This window comes from Colwellia piezophila ATCC BAA-637 (assembly GCF_000378625.1).
GTDB lineage: Bacteria > Pseudomonadota > Gammaproteobacteria > Enterobacterales > Alteromonadaceae > Colwellia > Colwellia piezophila.
The window spans coordinates 78,384-95,909 of sequence record NZ_KB905171.1; the positions used below are offsets into that span (position 1 = coordinate 78,384).

Consider the following 17,526-nt stretch of genomic DNA (forward strand, 5'->3'; position numbering starts at 1 on the left):
ACATTTTAATTACCGACAATGGTTTAATTCGATAATTTTCTCATTTATGTTAGCTTAGGGTTATTTTCAAAGTCAGATTCGCAACATCACCAAAGTAGCTAACCATGCAAATTAACATCATTTTATTAGCGGCAGGCAAAGGCCAACGTTTTCAAGACTCCGCTGCCAATCAAGTGGCTTGCGAGTCCATTAAGCAGCTCGCTAAAATTAAGGGTAAGCCGCTCATTGTCAATAGTATTGATAAATTACAGCCTTTACTTGCCCATACTGACGTTAATATTTTATACGTCACTTTAGGTGCAAATAAAAATGTTATTAAAGAAAAATTACCGCCAAATATTTCGGTCATTGCCAGTCAGCAGTGGTCACAAGGCATGGGTCATACCTTGGCAGAATCTGTGCAATCCATTAAAGCCCATAGTAGTCATGTATTGATTGCGTTAGCGGACCAAGCATTAATTACCACGGATCATTACCAAGCGTTGCTAAACGCTAGCAAAAAACAGCCTAATAAAATAATCGCCACTCTATGCGATGAGCAGTTAATGGCCCCCACTATTTTCCCGGAAAAATACTTTCCACAATTGATAAAACTGCAAGGTGATAAAGGTGCTGGGCAATTGTTAAAAAAACATGCAACACAAGTAGATGCAGTCAGCTGTACAATGGCAAAATTCGATATTGATACCTTGGCTGATTTAGAGCACGTCAGACAACAACTAGAACACTCTCAATAAAAAAACAACTTATACCAAGTTGATTAAGTTCTTTCCCACCGTCAAAACCTGAAGCCACTATGATCAAAATAACCTAAATAATAAGCCTATTGAGCTTGATGTTGATCTACAAATGCTATTACTTAACCTCAGCTCGGGTTAATGAATGTATGGCGTTATTTGCACAAGCTCTAATTATTATTATGTTAACTTTGTTTTTGGGAATGCTAGCCTATCCATATTTCTCAGCATTGATAGTTTAGTGTTTATCAAAGCGGCTCTATGCAACCAATAGCGGGTTATTGGATGCAGAGCCTACGTAGATAGACGCTAAAATAACTTGTTGAGTCACTTTGCTTATCCCGAGTTGAGGTTACTTACTTAACTTGAATAACCTACGCTCTAGCACGAAACCCATGATACCGCTAACCAATAACAATACCCCCAATACTTGCAACCAAGCGTTGATAGCTCTAGGTTGTTGTAAAGGCATGTCATGTTTTGATCTTTGGAATAAACGACTACCCCCTTCGACGGGCATCTCAAAATAGTAGCCTTTGTTTTCAGGGATTAGCTTTACCAGAATGTCACTACGCTGCGCCATAACAACTTTTTGCTGTCGCATAATTTCATCTTTCTCATTACGATCTTTAATATTAATGAGCGCGTGCCAGTTCTGGAAGATATCACTTGGCTCTCCTGCCAACACCACGCCATATGAGCGATACTCATAAAGATTTTCATTAAAAACTTGTTTGCTATAACCAATATAAAATAGGGTCACCGCAAAAACAATTAAAGTACTGGCGATATAGAGTAAATTCCGCTGTTGGTTTAACTGCTTAGTGCTTGCTTGTTGATATAATTGTTCGATATCACTGATCACCAGTAAATTATTCTTTATATAGTTTTTATCTAATGGTTCGAGTAACTGAGCAACGGATAACGAAAAAGCACTCAGTAACTTTCTAAAGACTTCATTAGAAGGCAGTGACTTATCATTTTCTAGTTTTGATAAATAAGATTGCTCGATACCGGCTAGTTCGGATAATTCAGGCTGACTTAACGTCCTTTCTGCACGTAGTTTTTTTAATTGTTCACCTAATGTCATTGGTAATATCCCATATAATTTGATTAATACTTTATCTATAGAGTTATATGTAAAGCGCCGGCCGCTGATTACTTTGTTTTACTACCAATGAGTAATAACTATAAACTTTTATTATTAACTGCCTAGTAGCTAAGGGTATTCTTAGTTATTCCAAAAGAAATAACTAGCTATAACTTACTAATGTGAATAATACTAAAATCCTGATAGAATGCCGCCTATAGGGCAACTGAGGTTATACAAAATGATAACAAACGCAATTCCATACCGTAGATTCTCGGCTATCAAACAAGAGAAAGGCGATTCACTAAGACGCCAACAAGAGCTAATCGACAAGTGGTTAAGTGATAACCCTAGCGTCTCACTATTCCCAGACACGTTTCAGGATCTAGGACTATCTGGGTATCATGGCGCACACTTAGAGCATGGCTTAGGGCAGTTACTAGCGGCTATAGATAACGGTCGTATTAAGTCAGGTGACTATCTACTAGTTGAGAATATCGACCGCATAGGACGCCTAGAAGCTGCTGATATGTTTCACTTGCTTACAGGTATCATTAAGGCAGGTGTTATTATAGTGACTCTTGCAGATAATCAACAATATGACCGTGAGTCACTTAACGGCGGTATGCTTTATTTACTAGCAGGACAGATACAACAAGCCTACTCATACTCAGACAAGTTATCTAAACGCCTTAAGGCGTCTTTCGCGGGTCGTTTAATTAAAGCTAGTTCGGGCGAACAGATTAAGGTAAGAACACCTTTCTGGCTAACACCTGTCGGTGATACTTATGTCATTAAAGACAACCATCAGATTATCCTAGAGTCTATCTTTAGATGGTATATCGAAGGCTATGGCACTGTAACTATCTTAGATAAGGTAAGGTCTTTAGACACTACAGGTATGCCTAGCAAGACCTCGCAGGTACAGATAGCTCACATACTGAAAAACACAATGGCTTTTGGTGAATGGCATGGCATAAAGGGTGCTTTCCCTGCTGCCGTAAGTGAGTCTACATACTATATGGCATTATCAGCAAGGCAGCAACGAGCTACTACTAAGACAAGAACGCCTAAGCGCGTCAAGCTGTTATCAGGTTTAGTAAAGTGTTCTGAATGCGGTAGTAACTACACCTTTCGCGTAGGTCATGGTACTAATAGAGACTTTATGAACTGTCAGTTAAGGTCGCACGATAAGACTCGATGTAGTAATAAAAAGAATGTGCCTTATGACGTCTTATTTACTGTATATGTTGCTACTCAATGGGACGCTATGAACCGTATTTACGAGGGTAAAAGCAACTCTATAACTGAGAACAAGATTACCGTAGTAGACGCAAAGCTATCAGTGCTTGATAAGAACAAGGAAGACTTAATAGACTTGATGATAGCCGTAGGTAGTAGCGACAGCTTGAAGGGTCGTATCGGCTCTATAGTGATCGAGGTAGACGCACTTAATGAAGAGCGCCTGCAACTACTAACAGGCCTAGATGGTATTAAAGCAGTCTATAACCCTGCTATGCTTACCGGTGGTGACGCTTTAGACAACGACTTACACGCTCGTAATACTATGCTTAAGTCAGTTGGTTATCAGATTGTTGTCGATAGCACTGGTGCTAGTGCAGAGGGTCAGCGTATAGAGTGGATAGGGTATAAAGGTAAGACTAACACTATTAACTTTAAGATTAGCGATAAGGTATTTAAGGTAGGTCGCGAGTATGAAGAGAAGTGCGACAATGACGAGGTGCGTATGTTGCGTGTGGCTAGACTAGTGCATGAGATATCCAACCCGTATAAGCCTAAACGTAAATTCATAGAAGGACTTAAGGAACTAACTAGACAAGCCAAAGAAGCTAAGGGTGAGCCACTGTCTTAGCTATCGCCCGATGCCAAAGTGCTTAGGGCTAATCATTTATTCTACTGCTATTTATCATTGCTCATCATTAAGAGCTAAGGCTCACTATTACCACAAAGCAGCCTTAATTCTGGTATGAATTTATCACAGCTAATAGTCCGCTCCGCATCTAAGCGGTCAGAGAGACTTTCAATCAAAACGGATGTTTTCCGACAGTACACATTTACTTCAATAAATTTTTGAGTGGTAGGAGCCAAATCAGGCTTTAGCAAAGGTTATTGTTAATAATGGTCACTTTCATGGTATGGTGATTTTATTATTCATAATCAGTGATACCCAAAAATAAAAATTGATGAATTTTAAGAAGTTATTACTTATTTTATTACTTTTATCTATTGTCGGATGTTCTTTATCTTCCGCCTCGGTGAGAATTGCTCATCAATTATATATCGATGGTGAGCATCAAGATTCTTTAGTAAAAATTGAAGGAGCTTTAGTTCAATATAAAGGTGAATATTCAGATGATGACAAATCATCTCTATTGTTTTTAAAAGCTCAAAATTATTCAAAACTAAAGCAATACAATCACGCAATAAGTACCTGGTTATATATCATGGATAGATATCCTGATACTGAGGCGGCTTATCGCGCTAAACCTCATGTAGCTTTATATCAAAAAGCGATGAAAAATGTAGAAAAGCGCGAAAGGAAAAAGAAGACAGAATCTAACAACACTATATAATCGTTATTAAATTTTATATAAGGAAGATATTTATGAGTTTTTTTAGTTACCTATTATTAATCTGTATATGTGTATTTCAAATAGGGTGCGCTTCACCTTCTGATCTTGCGAATGCACACTTAAAAAGTGCATATTATAAATACATAGATAAGGATTATGAGAGCTCAATAGAAAAAGTAAATAGGCTTTTATCAAAACATAAAGACGAATACTCTAATGAGCACACAGCTTCTTTACTTAATTTAAAAGCTCTTAACTATTATGGTTTAGAAAAGTTTATTGATGCTAAAGGCACTCTTGACTATTTGATTGCTGAATATCCAGAAACTAAAGCGGCAAAAGATAGTGTGCATCTAAGAAATGATCTAGAAAAAGCAATTAATAAAGCCTTTGGTAAAACCTAACTTAGCACTGCGTCTCACTTTTTAGTGAACAATGGTTAAAAGTCAATTATAGCCATGAAATGTTTAAAGTATACAGTACGCATTTGGAAATAATACAAGTTACCTTAGCGGATCAGTTGTTATTAAATTCAAATGAACAGAAAAAAGATAGCTCGAACCATCTAGTAAGTGGGTTAATAACGGTATGTTTTGGCAATCAATTTTAGCCGCAATATACGTAGGATTTAAATGAATATTAAGCCTAGTTCATGCAGCAGTAGCAATAGTCCGCTATTGGCATTACACGCAGTCCGATAACGACTGCTATGAGGCTCAAATAAACACCAAGTGATGGAAGATCAACGGCAGCAAAGAGCTGTGAAGCGGACGTTAACCATAACTAGCTGTTAATGTCGCCTTAGCGCACCAAGCTGTCATATTTCAGGCAATAAAAAACCCACTTAAGGGTTGACTGTTTTCCGTAGATGTAATCACTTGTTACCTAAAGTGATAGTTTGATGTTTATCTTTACTTTACAAATCGATCCATTCCTTACAATCTGTGAGAAATAACGGGTAATTACCTTATTTACCACACTGAGCGCACAAGCAATAATCCTTATGTCCAATACTTGACAGTATTGGACGCAGCGTAACTAAATGTTACCCTAGCCAAATTAACTACATACCTTGATTCTAAAGGGCTGCGATTAATATCAACCTAACCACTATAGCTTGGTAGATCACTAATTGATCGTTCACCCTATCTTCCTAACATGCCTAAAATAGACAATTGATATTAGGGCAAATCGGGTAAATTCATTTCATTAAATCAATCGTTATCGCGTTATCAATTAAGCCAAGTTGTTACCGGCGATTACATTTAGTATTTAGGCGTTTTCTGCCAGATAACCCCTAATGATAAGGGTTATCGTTAATGACAGTTAAGTTACAATTGGCAGCCGCTACCTAAGCCAGCGTTAAAAGCGCTTTGTCCTTTTCTGCTAGTTCGGCCTTGAGTTCACCAATTGTTTTATCTTTGCTATCGAGCTTATCAATTAGCTTATGCAATAGCACTTCACGCTTATCTAGTCGGGTCAGTAGCTCATCAACTACGGTCATGAGGCAATCCCAAGGTGTCTGCTCTGAATAGCTATCATATGCTGCTACACGCGCCCTGTGGTCTGCTAAGTATGTCTCACTATCTTCTAGCGTTGACTGCTTGCTAAGTTCTCTGGCATACCCCTCGAACATGGCCTTATAGTCAAGCGTTGAGGTCTGCTTGATGTAGTCACCCATGACTGACTTAAACAGTGCTTCCCACTCACCCTGCGGCTCATGTGCGCTCTGCTGCTCTGCTCTGTCTGCTACTAGTTGTACCATCTTGTTTACGTCTTTCATATTCGTCTAATCCTTTAGCTATTTAATTGTGTGTTGTGGTGCTGGTGGTACGCTGCTTGGTCACATCATTTGTGTACTCCTTATTGATTGGTAGGGGGTAGTGCTGGGGTACTCGGCTTGCCATGCTGAACACGTAGCTAGTTGCTTTCACCAAAAATGAATTCAATTATTCACTATCGGCAAGGTTAATTCATTGATTTGTAAGTCTAAGGCGTTGAAAGCACACGGGTTTTACTACCTAGGAAACCGGCAATTACCTAAGCTTTTTTCCCAAAATCCCCCGCCCAGTTTTCAGCCTTTTTCTTTAGCTATTTGCATCAGCGCTTCATCAACGGTAATGCCTACGGCCTCGGCAATCTCAATTGCCCTAAACCAATCATCAAGCGTTAAGTCAACGGCAGCCATTAAGCGGCTTTCCTGTCGGCCTTGTTGGCCTTAATTCTATCTGAAATAGCGCTACTCGCTTTCGCTGTAAAGTACGTCTCTGCTATGTTTGCGCCTGTTTTGATACCTGACTGTTGAGCAGTTGGTAAACCTTTGTAAGACTTCCGCGCAGTACCAGCCAAGCGCTTGGCTTTAGGTATGCCAGCGACACCTTTTGCTAACTGTGGTTTAACTGCCTTGCCAATGGTCATTAGCCCGCGCGCCCCTGCGACAAGTGGAGCGACAAAAGCCTTTTTCTCTATCTTGGCCTTGGGTAACGGTTTGCTATCGTCTAACAGCTTCGTTGGCGCTATCTCGGCCCCGTTCTTGGCTATGAGTTGCCTAAGACTCTTTGACTTTTGCTGGCGGTGAATCGGTAAGCTTGCATCAGCACTAATCAACGTGGCCTCTTTGGCTAACATGATTTCAAGCGGTACATGTTGGCTCGTCCGTTTGTCGTAAATCATTTTGCTATCTTTGGGCTTTGGCTTTCTCATGGTAATTGATGCCACATCAGCCTGTTTTAGCAGTTTGTTTATCATCCAGATTCGGTTGATTTCGTTAGCTGTCGTTACTGGTATTTGATGCGGTATCGGCATGATAATTGGCTCCACCTTTTCCATCTTAGCTAGCCTGATTTGATCGGTTAAATTCACTTGTTTTCTCCTTGTTATTAGCGACCATCATTGGTCATTTGGTGCGGCCTAAATGGCAATTGAGCCAGCACTTAGGCCACGGTTAAAAACGATTTATGCCATAGCTTGGCTCATTTATGCCATAGCTATGCCATAGCTTAAACCCAAGTGTGGCATAGTTAAAGGCCACGCCACCAAAGGGCTATATTGAATCTATGCCAGCTATGCCATACATGAAAAAAACCTCTTTAATATAAGTGGTTATGCCAGTACTTTTAAACAGAATATCCTGTCGCTATCTCCATCTCTTTTGTTGTCATCTTAGCCTCAGTTTCCACTATTTCAACGGCAGTTAATATTCGGTCAATTTGCACTGGCAACAAGGTTATTTGGCGGTACATTTCAACCGCTCTTTTGCCCGTTGGTTTGGTTCCCTTTATCCTGCCCATGAACTTTGAGCGCTGGTCGCTCCAACGCTTATTGACTGACCAATCTTCACTGATAAGTTTTGACTCGAAGAACTCGCCCTTGTTTATGGTTAGCTTTTGATAGCTAAAGCCATCACCAGCGGCCACTGAATCGATGTAGTTGTCCCATAGCGTTTGAGTCATGATAATGTGAGGATATTCTTGTATAAGCCTTGAAACGCTCGTTATGCCGCCATCGATGTAATCTCGCTTTGCTGGCGTATCTGCTACCAGCGAGTCATGTGCCTGCCAGTAATTAATATTTAAACCTAGAAGATACTTCTTAATACTGTCGACACCACTGCCACCCAATGCCCATTCTTTGGCTCCCCTACAGAAGATTTGGCTTTCTTCTTTAGATACTTTATGACTCGCGTACTCAGTGATATAGAAGCGCCTATCACCTTGCTCTATAGGTATATTCACACCCTTATCATTACCTGAGAACATCAGTCGGTTGTAAACATTCTCCATAACGGCTTGCTCATACTTGCGCTCAGTGTTGATGCTGTTATCTGCCATGATGCCCTTTAGCTTTTGGTATGCCTTGGTGCCCATAGTCTTCGACTCGTCAACAAAGGTAAGCAAGCAGCCAGTGTTATCCGTTGAGAAGTTACCAAGCAGCTTGTTTAGGTCGGTACGCACCACCTGTTGATTTAATACCGCTTCCATTATCTCCACTAAGACACCTTTACCGATACCGTGGTCGCTTCGTATGTTTGGATGAATGCTAGGTCGCTCATGTGGTTTCTGTAGCATATGCGCTAGCCAACCCATTGCCCACTTGAAGTCTTTTGCATTAGGAAACACGCGACTAACTAACTCAATGAATACATCGGCCTCGCCCTCTTCAAGCTCGCCCTCGGTAGCTGTTATAGGTTTAAAAGTGTTTGCCCAAGTCGAGCCGCTTAACTCAATGTCGCCAACCACATCAGGTCTGAAAGCTTGCCCTACGGCATGTATCATCTTCCTATTTAACACCTTGAGTATATAAGCGGTATTGCCTACGTTCGCCTTGTCAATCCTAGACTCCATAGCACTATCATCGAGTATCGCTTGCGTAAACCTATTCCAGAACATCAGCTTGCCTTGCCCGTTAGTCTTCTTACACCAGCCCTCGGCTAGCAGTTGGTTAACATAGTTAGCTGGCGAGTTAACTACGGCTACTAATCTGCTAGTAACATGCTCTAAGCCTTTACCTTGCCGTACCTCGTCCCAGTCCTTGCCACTGCCATCAGTGCTTGCACTTGGTGCTATAAGTCTCACGCCAGCGGCCTTGGCACGTTTCGCTATCTTCTTGCTAGGATCTTTATCACCAGCTATCACGCTATCTTTATGCTTCAAAGCACAAGCCACTAGCGCGCCATCAGAGCCAGCAATCGCCACGGCCTCACTAGTTGCCATGTTAACCGTTACGGCATCAGCAAAGCCCTCAGTGACCCATTTAACAACGCCTTGGCCTACTATGGCACTCGTTGTTGTTCCCTCGGTTAGTACTGAAAACTTCTTACTGCCATCTGCCTTAATGATTTGAAACTTGTTAGCACCGGCTTGCCATATAAGTTCGCCATTAAACACTCGGTAATCAAAATCAACGTCTGTTGGTGCAATGCCTTTTCTATCTAAATACGGGTGACTTTCTTTGGTGCCATTGTGCCAGTTAGTCATTACCTGCACGAACCGATTAAAGCGCCAGCTATTGCTAGTGGTTGCTGTGGTGTCTTGTACTGGCTCAAAGTCTGCCTCGACCTCTTCTTGCACTTGGTAGCTTGGTATATTAACCATGTAACCGTTATCCAGCGTTACCACACCGTCAATCTCCACTACATCAACGCCATTCCACGCCACCGGATTAACGCCATAAGACGTATCGTTTCGGTATACCCGAACATCGTTATTGTTGTCGTCTTGATAAGTAACGTGTTCACCTATTTCAAGCTGTTGAATTGTCTCTAGGCAATAGTCGTTAGCCAAGCAAGTCTCAAGTGTTTGTTCTAGTGCTTCCATTTGTATTATTTCCCAGTGCCATTGGATAAGATTTGATTAAGTCGCGCAGTACCTTTTGTGGTGATACTCCCAGCGAGTCAGCGATAGCGGTTAACTTCTTGTTTACCGCAGGGTTTAAATGTAAATTAACGTAAGACGTTGACATGCTTAATGGCCTCCTGTGCTACTTTCACGTATTTAGCAGAGGTTGAAGTGCTAATCTTTAGTAGCTTGGCTATTGCGTAGCCCGTATACCCGTTGATGTGCATCAGTTTGATCAATGCAATTTGTCGATTATCCATAATCGGACTCCTGTGGTGGTTTTATTGATTCGAGAAACCTTTTCTCTTCTATTGGCCGATAATTATCTAGCCCTTTGATGGCGTGGTATGTAGCGCCACTAGTACATAGTTTAACCGATCGGTAAACCTTGTGAGTTACATTAGACAACGATACGTCTATTAAGTTCAAACGCCGGCGTGTTGTCATAGGTAAGCTGTTGATAATATACTGAAACATGATGTAAAATAAGGTCATTCTTTCTATTTTTGTCGCCTGAATTAGGCGTAATCATCTTTAAGCGTGCTGATTATCCCTAGTCGTTTTTCTCCTGTTGCGGTGGTGTTCATACCGTCCATAATTAATTCGAGCAACCCTTTTCTCTCTATAGGTTTCCCTATGCCCGATAATTATCTAGCCCTTTAGAATCAAGGGCTGTAGCTTGTCGTGTTTTTAGCCTCACATCTCGCTAAATCGTTCACGGTTCATTAGACAACTTGGCATTATCAATAGTTCAAATGCCAACACACCTGAACGACTAACATATTGATAAATCTGAGTTAAGTGGATTAAATTAGTGCTGTAATGCGACTGTGCGTGCCTGAAAGGCTTCTTTGTGGATCAGCGCCAACAATGAGGAACGCTATGGCATGGTTAAACTACTGTTTTTCTTTGATTTACCGATGAACTTCCTATTATTATACTAAGAAATAATCAGCTAGCTGAATATTTGGGAATATTGCCATATAGCTAAGAATATCAACACTAGCCATGCATTAAGGTATCAATACTCTCATCTATAGCGATAGAAAAACCTAACATGGGAAGTTTTGAAATAACATTTCACATCGATTTCACACCTGCCCTTCTAACCTTATTGTCACTCATGCAATTAAAGGCAACAAACCATGTCTAGTACTACTCACCCCGGTAATATTCAAGCCAGTTATATTCAATTAAGTAATATTAGCCAGTCCTTTGCGCTTAATAATACAAAGGTCACCTTATTCGAACAACTGAACCTCACCATCAAGCAAGGGCAATCCTATGCCATTATGGGGCCTTCTGGCGCGGGAAAATCTAGCTTGCTGATGTTGATGTCTGGTTTAGAGCAGCCGAGCTCAGGACGAGGTGTTTATGTTAAAGGCGACTTAAAGAACAAGCATGAATCAAGTTTAGAAACGCTACGGCCAGATATTGGTTTTATTTTTCAGCAATTTCATTTATTACCCGAATTAACCGCACTTAATAATGTTGCCCTACCACTCAAGTTACGTGGCGATAAAAAGGCCATCAATAAAGCAAAAGTGATGTTAGAAAAAGTGGGTTTACAAGACCGAATCAACCATAACCCTAATGAACTGAGTGGCGGCGAGCAACAAAGAGTGGCGATTGCACGGGCGTTAGTTTTTGAACCTCGTTTTATTTTTGCCGATGAACCGACTGGTAATCTCGATGAAAAAAGTGCTAGGGAAATTGCCAATATTTTGCTTAATTGTTGCAAAGACAGCAATGCCGCTTTGATCATGGTGACGCACAGCCAGGTATTAGCCAATAAAGCCGAACATGTTTATCATTTGAGCCACAACGGTTTAATAAAAGTTAAGGGCAATAACTGTGATGTATTACCCGTGGAGCTGGCATGTTAAGCATGAGCACATCCCTACTCGAAAACACTAAATTGGCCTGGCAGTTTTATCGCCAAGAATATCATTTGCCTCAGCAAAAGCTATTACGCTGGACACAAGCGATATTGCTTATTTTTATGTTGGCGTTAACTCAGTCGAGTTTTAGTGTGCAGCAGTATTTAACGCAAAATCTACAAGGTTTATTGGGCGCCGATGCGCAAATAAGTCAACGGCAACCTTTTACCAGCCAACAGTTTAACGATTTATCTGCGCAGGTAGAACAGCTAGTAGCCACTCAACAAATTAAAATTAACTTCAGTCATCAAGACAGCTGGCAATACATTAGCTTGAAGGCAGTCGCGGATAATTATCCCTTACAAGGCGAGTTGCTCACCGCGACGTCACTTGCTGGCAACACCGAGCAAAGCTTATCGGGACCCAAACAAGGTGAAATTTGGTTTGATAGCCGCTTGTTTGCTAGTTTTAATTTAAAAATTGGCGACACTGTTGAAATCTCTAAGCAGGAATTTACCTTCACTAAGTTACTTAAACACGAACCTGACCGGTTAATGGAAGGCCATAATGTTGCTATGCGCGCCATGATCAATATTGGCGATATGGAAAAACTTAATTTTAGTGAAAACCTTATTAATTATCGATACTTATTAGCCCTTGATGCAAGACAAATACCGTCCTTACAAGAGTGGCAGCAACAGCATTTACCGGCCGCGCAACTTGTTCATAAACAAGGTAATCACCCTCTGGCATTGTTTTGGCAACGTACCGAAAATTTTATTGGTTTAGCCTCCATTATTTTATTCTTTATGGCCGCTATTGCCATTGAACAAATTGCCTTAAAACACCAAAACAAAGAGCAGTATTTCTCTGCAGTTTGTATGAGTTTAGGGGCATCAAAAAGCACCGGCATTGTCGTTTCAATAGTGAAGTGGTGTTTTTCCTTGCTGTTATTATTACCTGTTGCCCTGCTTGCTGCTGCAGCTTGTCATTGGTTGATGATTCATTATTTAACCGACAGTTTTCCAAATTTACAGTGGCAATGGCATTACGCGCTTAGCCTTAAAACCTTGGTTTTCATTAGTAGTATTTTTGCTTTGTTTTATCTACCCGTTTGGTATTCATTACTTAATAGCAGTGTCGGAAAATTATTTAATCAGGCAAAAAACACTGCCAGTAATCTTGGCCAAAAACTGGTCACTGTTGCGGTATTAGTTATTGTTGTTTTAGCCTATTCAGATAATGCTTTATTAACCATGATGCTGGTAACTGCCATGATGGTAACCATTTTGCTAATACTGCTATTAAGTTGGTTAGTATTAACACTGGGAGAAAAGTTAACAAAAAACTTATCGGGTTTATTACCCTTTGTGTTTTTTATGATGAAACAGCGTTTGGTTAGTAAAAGCACACAAATTTTAGGTGTCGGTTTATCCGCGTTTTTATTGCTGTTTACTCTGATGCTAATGCATGACTTAGGTAAGACGATGTCATCTTATCAGCGGCAACATGATGGCAACCTAATGGTGTCGAAAGCAACCAATGATCAGCTTAGTTACCTGAAAAATTGGGCCAGCGAAAATAACATTAGTATTCGTCAAAATAAAAGCTATATGCACGCCAAACTTATTGAAATTAACAAACAATCACTGGCTGAGTTTAACGACAAACCAAGTGAGAGTTTAGCGACCTTCTCCCGTGAAATTAGAATGCATTGGAATAATCAGCTGCCAAGTAATAATCGACTTCTTTCGGGTACTTGGTGGCAAGTTGATAGTGAAAACTGGCAACAAATCTCAGTTGAGCAAGAAGTGCTGACCGATATGGGTTTGTCGCTAAGTGATGAACTAACTTTTGTTATCGCTGGTCGACGTTATGATTTTACCATAACCGCCAGTCATGAATTCAAGCCTGGTAATGGCTCTATTACCTTTTGGGTTCAAATGCCAACAGCCGCACTAGCGCATATTCAGGCTAACCATTACAGCATGGCGAGCTTAGAAGTAAGTGAACAACAACAGCCGCTGTTAGCTGAGCTATGGCAGAAATTTCCGACCTTGCGTATGGTGTCATTGCAACAAATGACAGAGCGCTTCGACAATATTTTAGCGATGATAACTAAGGTGATATCCGGCTTTTCCGCCATAATTATTTTGCTGGCTGGCATCGTTATATTGGCGTCAATTAATGCGGTTGAAGCGAACGAGCAGAAAAAGAATAGCATTATCATGAGTTTTGGTTTTAACCGAGCCACTTGTTTAAAGCTTAATATTATTGAATGGCTAATTACGGCTATGATAGCTGCCGGCGGCGCAATAGTGGGTACTTACCTTGCTGGCGTGCTCATTTACCAATCGCAGTTTTCTTTGCCTTATCAACCTGACTTTATTTGGCTAGTAAGCACATTATTTATCATTTTAGCCTGTGTTATCTCGTTAGGCGTTTACGCCAGCAGGAAAAGTCTTAACAGCTCTATTAGACAGCTAATGGCGGAATAAAAATAAACGGCGAAAAATTAAAAATTTCACACTTGTTTCACACTGAGTTTGACATGCTAGGCACAACTGATTAATGGATAAATAAGCGAGACAGTAATGAAAAATATAATACAACAAGTGATAGCTTTAGCGACTTTAATGCTAATCACCCTGCAAGTGAATGCCGCTACGGTAAGTAAAAAGGTTTTAATGGTAGTAAGTGGCTATGGCTTAGAGGAAAAATCAGCGGGTTATGAGTTTGATGAATTTTCTAAAGCCTATTTAGTTTTCAAGGCTAATGGCATTAGTGTTGATGTTGCCAGCCCAAAAGGTGGCAAAGTTGAGGCTGATAAATATGATGCTAAGGCAACATACAATGCTAAAACCCTGGCTGATAAAACCATTATGGCTAAACTAGCGCATACCTTAGCCACAGGTGATGTTGATGCTAGCAAATATAACGGTATTTTTATTGTTGGTGGTAAAGGCGCTATGTTTGACCTGCCTAAAGATAAAGCGTTGCAAACATTAGTTGCTGATATTTATCAGCAACTAGGTACTGTTGCCGCGGTATGTCATGGACCGGCCGCCTTAGTCGATGTTAAGTTAAATGATGGTAGCTACTTAGTCGCCAATAAAAAAATTAATGGTTTTACCAATGTCGAAGAACAGTTATTTGGTAAAAAGTGGTTAGAAAAATTTGATTTTATGTTGGAAGACAAATTAATTGAGCGTGGTGCTAAATTTCAGTCCAGTGATATTATGTTAAGTCATGTCGCCATTGATGGTCGTTTGATTACCGGACAAAACCCAAGTTCAACGGTAGGCGTAGCAAATGCGTTAGTTCATAGCTTAGGCATTAAAGCCATTGTCACTGAACAATACCAAGATGACAAAACCTTAGCCTTAGTAGCAAAACTGCTAGCCGGTGATAAAGCGGTGCTAACTACCTTAAGTGAAAACCAACAAGATTATCACTTAGCTTTAGTAGGCATGTATGGCTTTTATTATTTAAAAATTGCTGAAAGTAATAAACAAATCGAAAATGCTTTAAGTCTAATGATAACTGCACAAGCTGAGATTAATAATCCTATGTTAGATATGAAAATTGCCGAAGCACAAAATAAATTAGGTGATACACAGCTAGCGAAAAACACCTTAACTCAACTACTACTGGAAAAACCTGATTACCAACCAGCAAAAGATATGTTAAAAACGTTATAGTACAGGTAGCTAAGCCTCATGACATTTGAGGCTTAGCTATTTAAATGCTTTAGTGATCTGAAGCTTAAACGAAACTTACTTGGCAACGGCACTATGACAACAGCACCTCTACAGATTTTATTAGTTGAAGATCAGCTTAATATTGCTCGAAATATTGCTGACTATTTAGAAGCAAAAGGTCATGTGCTTGATTTTGCCACGCAAGGACAGCAAGGTTTAGATCTGGCATTAACTAATCACTATGATGTGCTTATTTTGGACTTAAACCTGCCGGTAATGGATGGCTTAGTGGTTTGCCAGCAAGTTAGAGCAAAGTCACCTCGTCATATCCCAATATTAATGCTTACCGCCAGAGACAGTATCGACGATAAAGTGTCTGGTTTTACCGTTGGCGCCGATGATTACCTGACCAAACCTTTCTCATTGCAAGAGTTGGAAGTGCGCTGTTTGGCACTATCGAGAAGGCATTTATTGCAAAGCGAAGATGTGGTTAATATAGGTCCATTACAGCTAGATAAAAAACGTCAAACAGTACAGCGCGCTGGCCAATTACTCAACCTACATACTATGGGTTATCGCATTTTAACGGTGTTAATTGATGCTTACCCACAGGTGGTCAGTCGCTCTCAGTTATCACAACAACTTTGGGGTGATGAACCGACTGAATCAGATGCACTACGCTCTCATATTTATCAACTACGCACTGTCTTAGATAAGCCATTTTCCTTTGCACTGTTGAAAACTCGCCATGGTGTTGGCTTTGTCTTGGATGTCAGTGATGAAGGTAATGATGAAGGTAATGATGAAAAGAATGATGGTAAAAAGTGATGAACAATAACGTGAAAAAATCTAAAAAGTATCATAGCTTAAGTCGACGTATTGTCACCCAGTTCTGTATTTTCACCCTGATACTCTCTTGCATATATAGCGCAATGAGTTTTTTATTGATGTACGATATTGAAGACCGCTTTATCAATAATACCATGGTGCAGGAAGCTAAATTTCTAAGTGATGGCTATCAACAACATGGAGATTGGCCAGCACCAAAAAATAGCACTATGCAGTTATACTTTTCAACGGATAACTTACCAGAGCCAGTAAAGTCACAATTGCTTTTGGAGCCAAATCGAGTTGAATTTTTTGCTGAACAAGGCAAACATTATCACTTATATAAACTACCAAAGGCTCAACAGGTATATTTGTTAGCAGAAGTAAGTCAAATGTTGTTGGTACGCCCCATCACTGACTGGCTATTAAAATTTATGTTGATATTGTGTTTTACCTTAATGCTAATCGCCTGCCTTATCGCTTGGTTATTAGGGCGTAAAACCGCTAAACCACTGCAACAACTCGCTGACTTGGTAGATGGCGTAGCACCTGAGCATATCCCTGATAGTTTTTCTGAGCAATTTCCCCGTAATGAGATAGGCATTTTAGCCAGCACCTTAGAGCAAACCATGGCACGCATGAAACAAGCTCTGGCACGGGAAAAAAACTTTACCCGTGATGTGAGTCATGAACTGCGTACACCCGTTGCCATCATTAAAAATGCCGTAGAGGTTTATCAAAGCCGTGATAAAAATGCAGCTGAACAAGCTATTGATAAAGTAGCTGTCGATACGCTAATGAAACGTATTGGTGATGCCAGTGTGCAAATGGAACAAACAGTAGTGACCTTATTATCCTTAGCGCGAGAAGAGCAAACTTGTGTTGATAAATCTGCAGTGCACTTAATCGCCTTGGTTGAACAAGCCGTTATCGACCACAGTTATTTGTTGAATAACAAAGCGGTAACAGTAGTAGTTCACGACAATACCAATACTAAGCTTCACCTGCAGCCAGGCATGTTAAAAGTCTTGTTAGATAATTTAATCAGCAATGCTTTTCAGTACACAGCCACAGGTGAAGTACGGATAAGTTATCTCGATAATCGTTTAATTATCGCCGATACCGGCTCCGGCATAGAGGCTGATATTGCTGACAAAGTTACCGAACTTGCAGTAAAAGGTAGCCAAAGTACCGGTTATGGTTTTGGTTTATCGATAGTGAAGCGCTTATGTGAACATCAAGGCTGGCAACTTAAGGTGAAAAGTAATAGCGATTTAGTTCAGGGTACAGAAATTTCTGTGCGGTTTAATTAACCTAACGGGTAATGCTAAATCCCATGAAAACTTAGAGTACGCTCATT

13 protein-coding genes are annotated in these 17,526 nt (G+C 40.4%); 9 read left to right on the plus strand and 4 right to left on the minus strand.

All coding sequences use genetic code 11. The annotated features are described in order from the left end of the window. The first annotated feature begins 104 nt into the window (after positions 1 to 104). Positions 105 to 737, plus strand: coding sequence for a nucleotidyltransferase family protein (locus tag F580_RS0118425; RefSeq protein ID WP_019029224.1), 633 nt, complete (start codon positions 105 to 107; stop codon positions 735 to 737). A 352-nt stretch (positions 738 to 1,089) separates the two neighbouring features. Here F580_RS0118425 and F580_RS0118430 read toward each other — a convergent pair whose 3' ends face one another. Continuing rightward, entirely contained in the window at positions 1,090 to 1,827 is a 738-nt protein-coding gene (locus tag F580_RS0118430) for a helix-turn-helix domain-containing protein (protein ID WP_019029225.1), read from the minus strand. A 241-nt stretch (positions 1,828 to 2,068) separates the two neighbouring features. On the opposite strand from F580_RS0118430, the gene F580_RS0118435 reads away from it, so the two are divergent. The 3 genes from F580_RS0118435 to F580_RS0118445 all read left to right on the plus strand — a co-directional run bounded on the left by F580_RS0118435 (position 2,069) and on the right by F580_RS0118445 (position 4,825). After that, positions 2,069 to 3,700, plus strand: coding sequence for a recombinase family protein (locus F580_RS0118435; protein WP_019029226.1), 1,632 nt, complete (start codon positions 2,069 to 2,071; stop codon positions 3,698 to 3,700). Positions 3,701 to 4,031: 331 nt separating this feature from the next. Next, the gene (locus tag F580_RS0118440; protein WP_019029227.1) at positions 4,032 to 4,421 is read left to right on the plus strand and encodes a tetratricopeptide repeat protein; all 390 of its coding nucleotides are present in this window, start codon (positions 4,032 to 4,034) and stop codon (positions 4,419 to 4,421) included. Between the two features lie 32 nt (positions 4,422 to 4,453). Next, positions 4,454 to 4,825 carry a tol-pal system YbgF family protein gene (locus tag F580_RS0118445; protein ID WP_019029228.1) on the plus strand — a complete coding sequence of 124 codons (372 nt, stop codon included), beginning with the start codon at positions 4,454 to 4,456 and terminating at the stop codon, positions 4,823 to 4,825. A gap of 947 nt (positions 4,826 to 5,772) precedes the next feature. Here F580_RS0118445 and F580_RS0118450 read toward each other — a convergent pair. From F580_RS0118450 to F580_RS0118465, 3 genes are all read right to left on the minus strand, one after another. Then, a complete protein-coding gene (locus tag F580_RS0118450; protein ID WP_157443171.1) occupies positions 5,773 to 6,186 on the minus strand; it encodes a hypothetical protein in 414 nt (137 codons plus the stop codon). Positions 6,187 to 6,608: 422 nt separating this feature from the next. Then, on the minus strand, positions 6,609 to 7,283 hold the full coding sequence (locus tag F580_RS0118460) for a hypothetical protein (protein ID WP_019029231.1): 675 nt from the start codon (positions 7,281 to 7,283) through the stop codon (positions 6,609 to 6,611). 254 nt (positions 7,284 to 7,537) lie between these two features. Further along, a complete protein-coding gene (locus F580_RS0118465) occupies positions 7,538 to 9,736 on the minus strand; it encodes a DUF5906 domain-containing protein (protein WP_019029232.1) in 2,199 nt (732 codons plus the stop codon). Between the two features lie 1,166 nt (positions 9,737 to 10,902). Here F580_RS0118465 and F580_RS0118475 point away from each other — a divergent pair. The 5 genes from F580_RS0118475 to F580_RS0118495 all read left to right on the plus strand — a co-directional run bounded on the left by F580_RS0118475 (position 10,903) and on the right by F580_RS0118495 (position 17,479). Beyond that, positions 10,903 to 11,643, plus strand: a complete 741-nt coding sequence (locus F580_RS0118475) for an ABC transporter ATP-binding protein (protein WP_019029234.1) — start codon at positions 10,903 to 10,905, stop codon at positions 11,641 to 11,643. 2 nt (positions 11,644 to 11,645) lie between these two features. After that, entirely contained in the window at positions 11,646 to 14,135 is a 2,490-nt protein-coding gene (locus tag F580_RS0118480) for an ABC transporter permease (protein ID WP_157443173.1), read from the plus strand. Positions 14,136 to 14,231: 96 nt separating this feature from the next. Beyond that, entirely contained in the window at positions 14,232 to 15,338 is a 1,107-nt protein-coding gene (locus tag F580_RS0118485; RefSeq protein WP_019029236.1) for a type 1 glutamine amidotransferase domain-containing protein, read from the plus strand. 93 nt (positions 15,339 to 15,431) lie between these two features. Beyond that, positions 15,432 to 16,166 carry a response regulator transcription factor gene (locus F580_RS0118490; protein WP_019029237.1) on the plus strand — a complete coding sequence of 245 codons (735 nt, stop codon included), beginning with the start codon at positions 15,432 to 15,434 and terminating at the stop codon, positions 16,164 to 16,166. Then, on the plus strand, positions 16,166 to 17,479 hold the full coding sequence (locus F580_RS0118495; protein WP_019029238.1) for a sensor histidine kinase: 1,314 nt from the start codon (positions 16,166 to 16,168) through the stop codon (positions 17,477 to 17,479). Before F580_RS0118490 ends, F580_RS0118495 begins: the two co-directional genes overlap by 1 nt. Positions 17,480 to 17,526 lie beyond the last annotated feature (47 nt).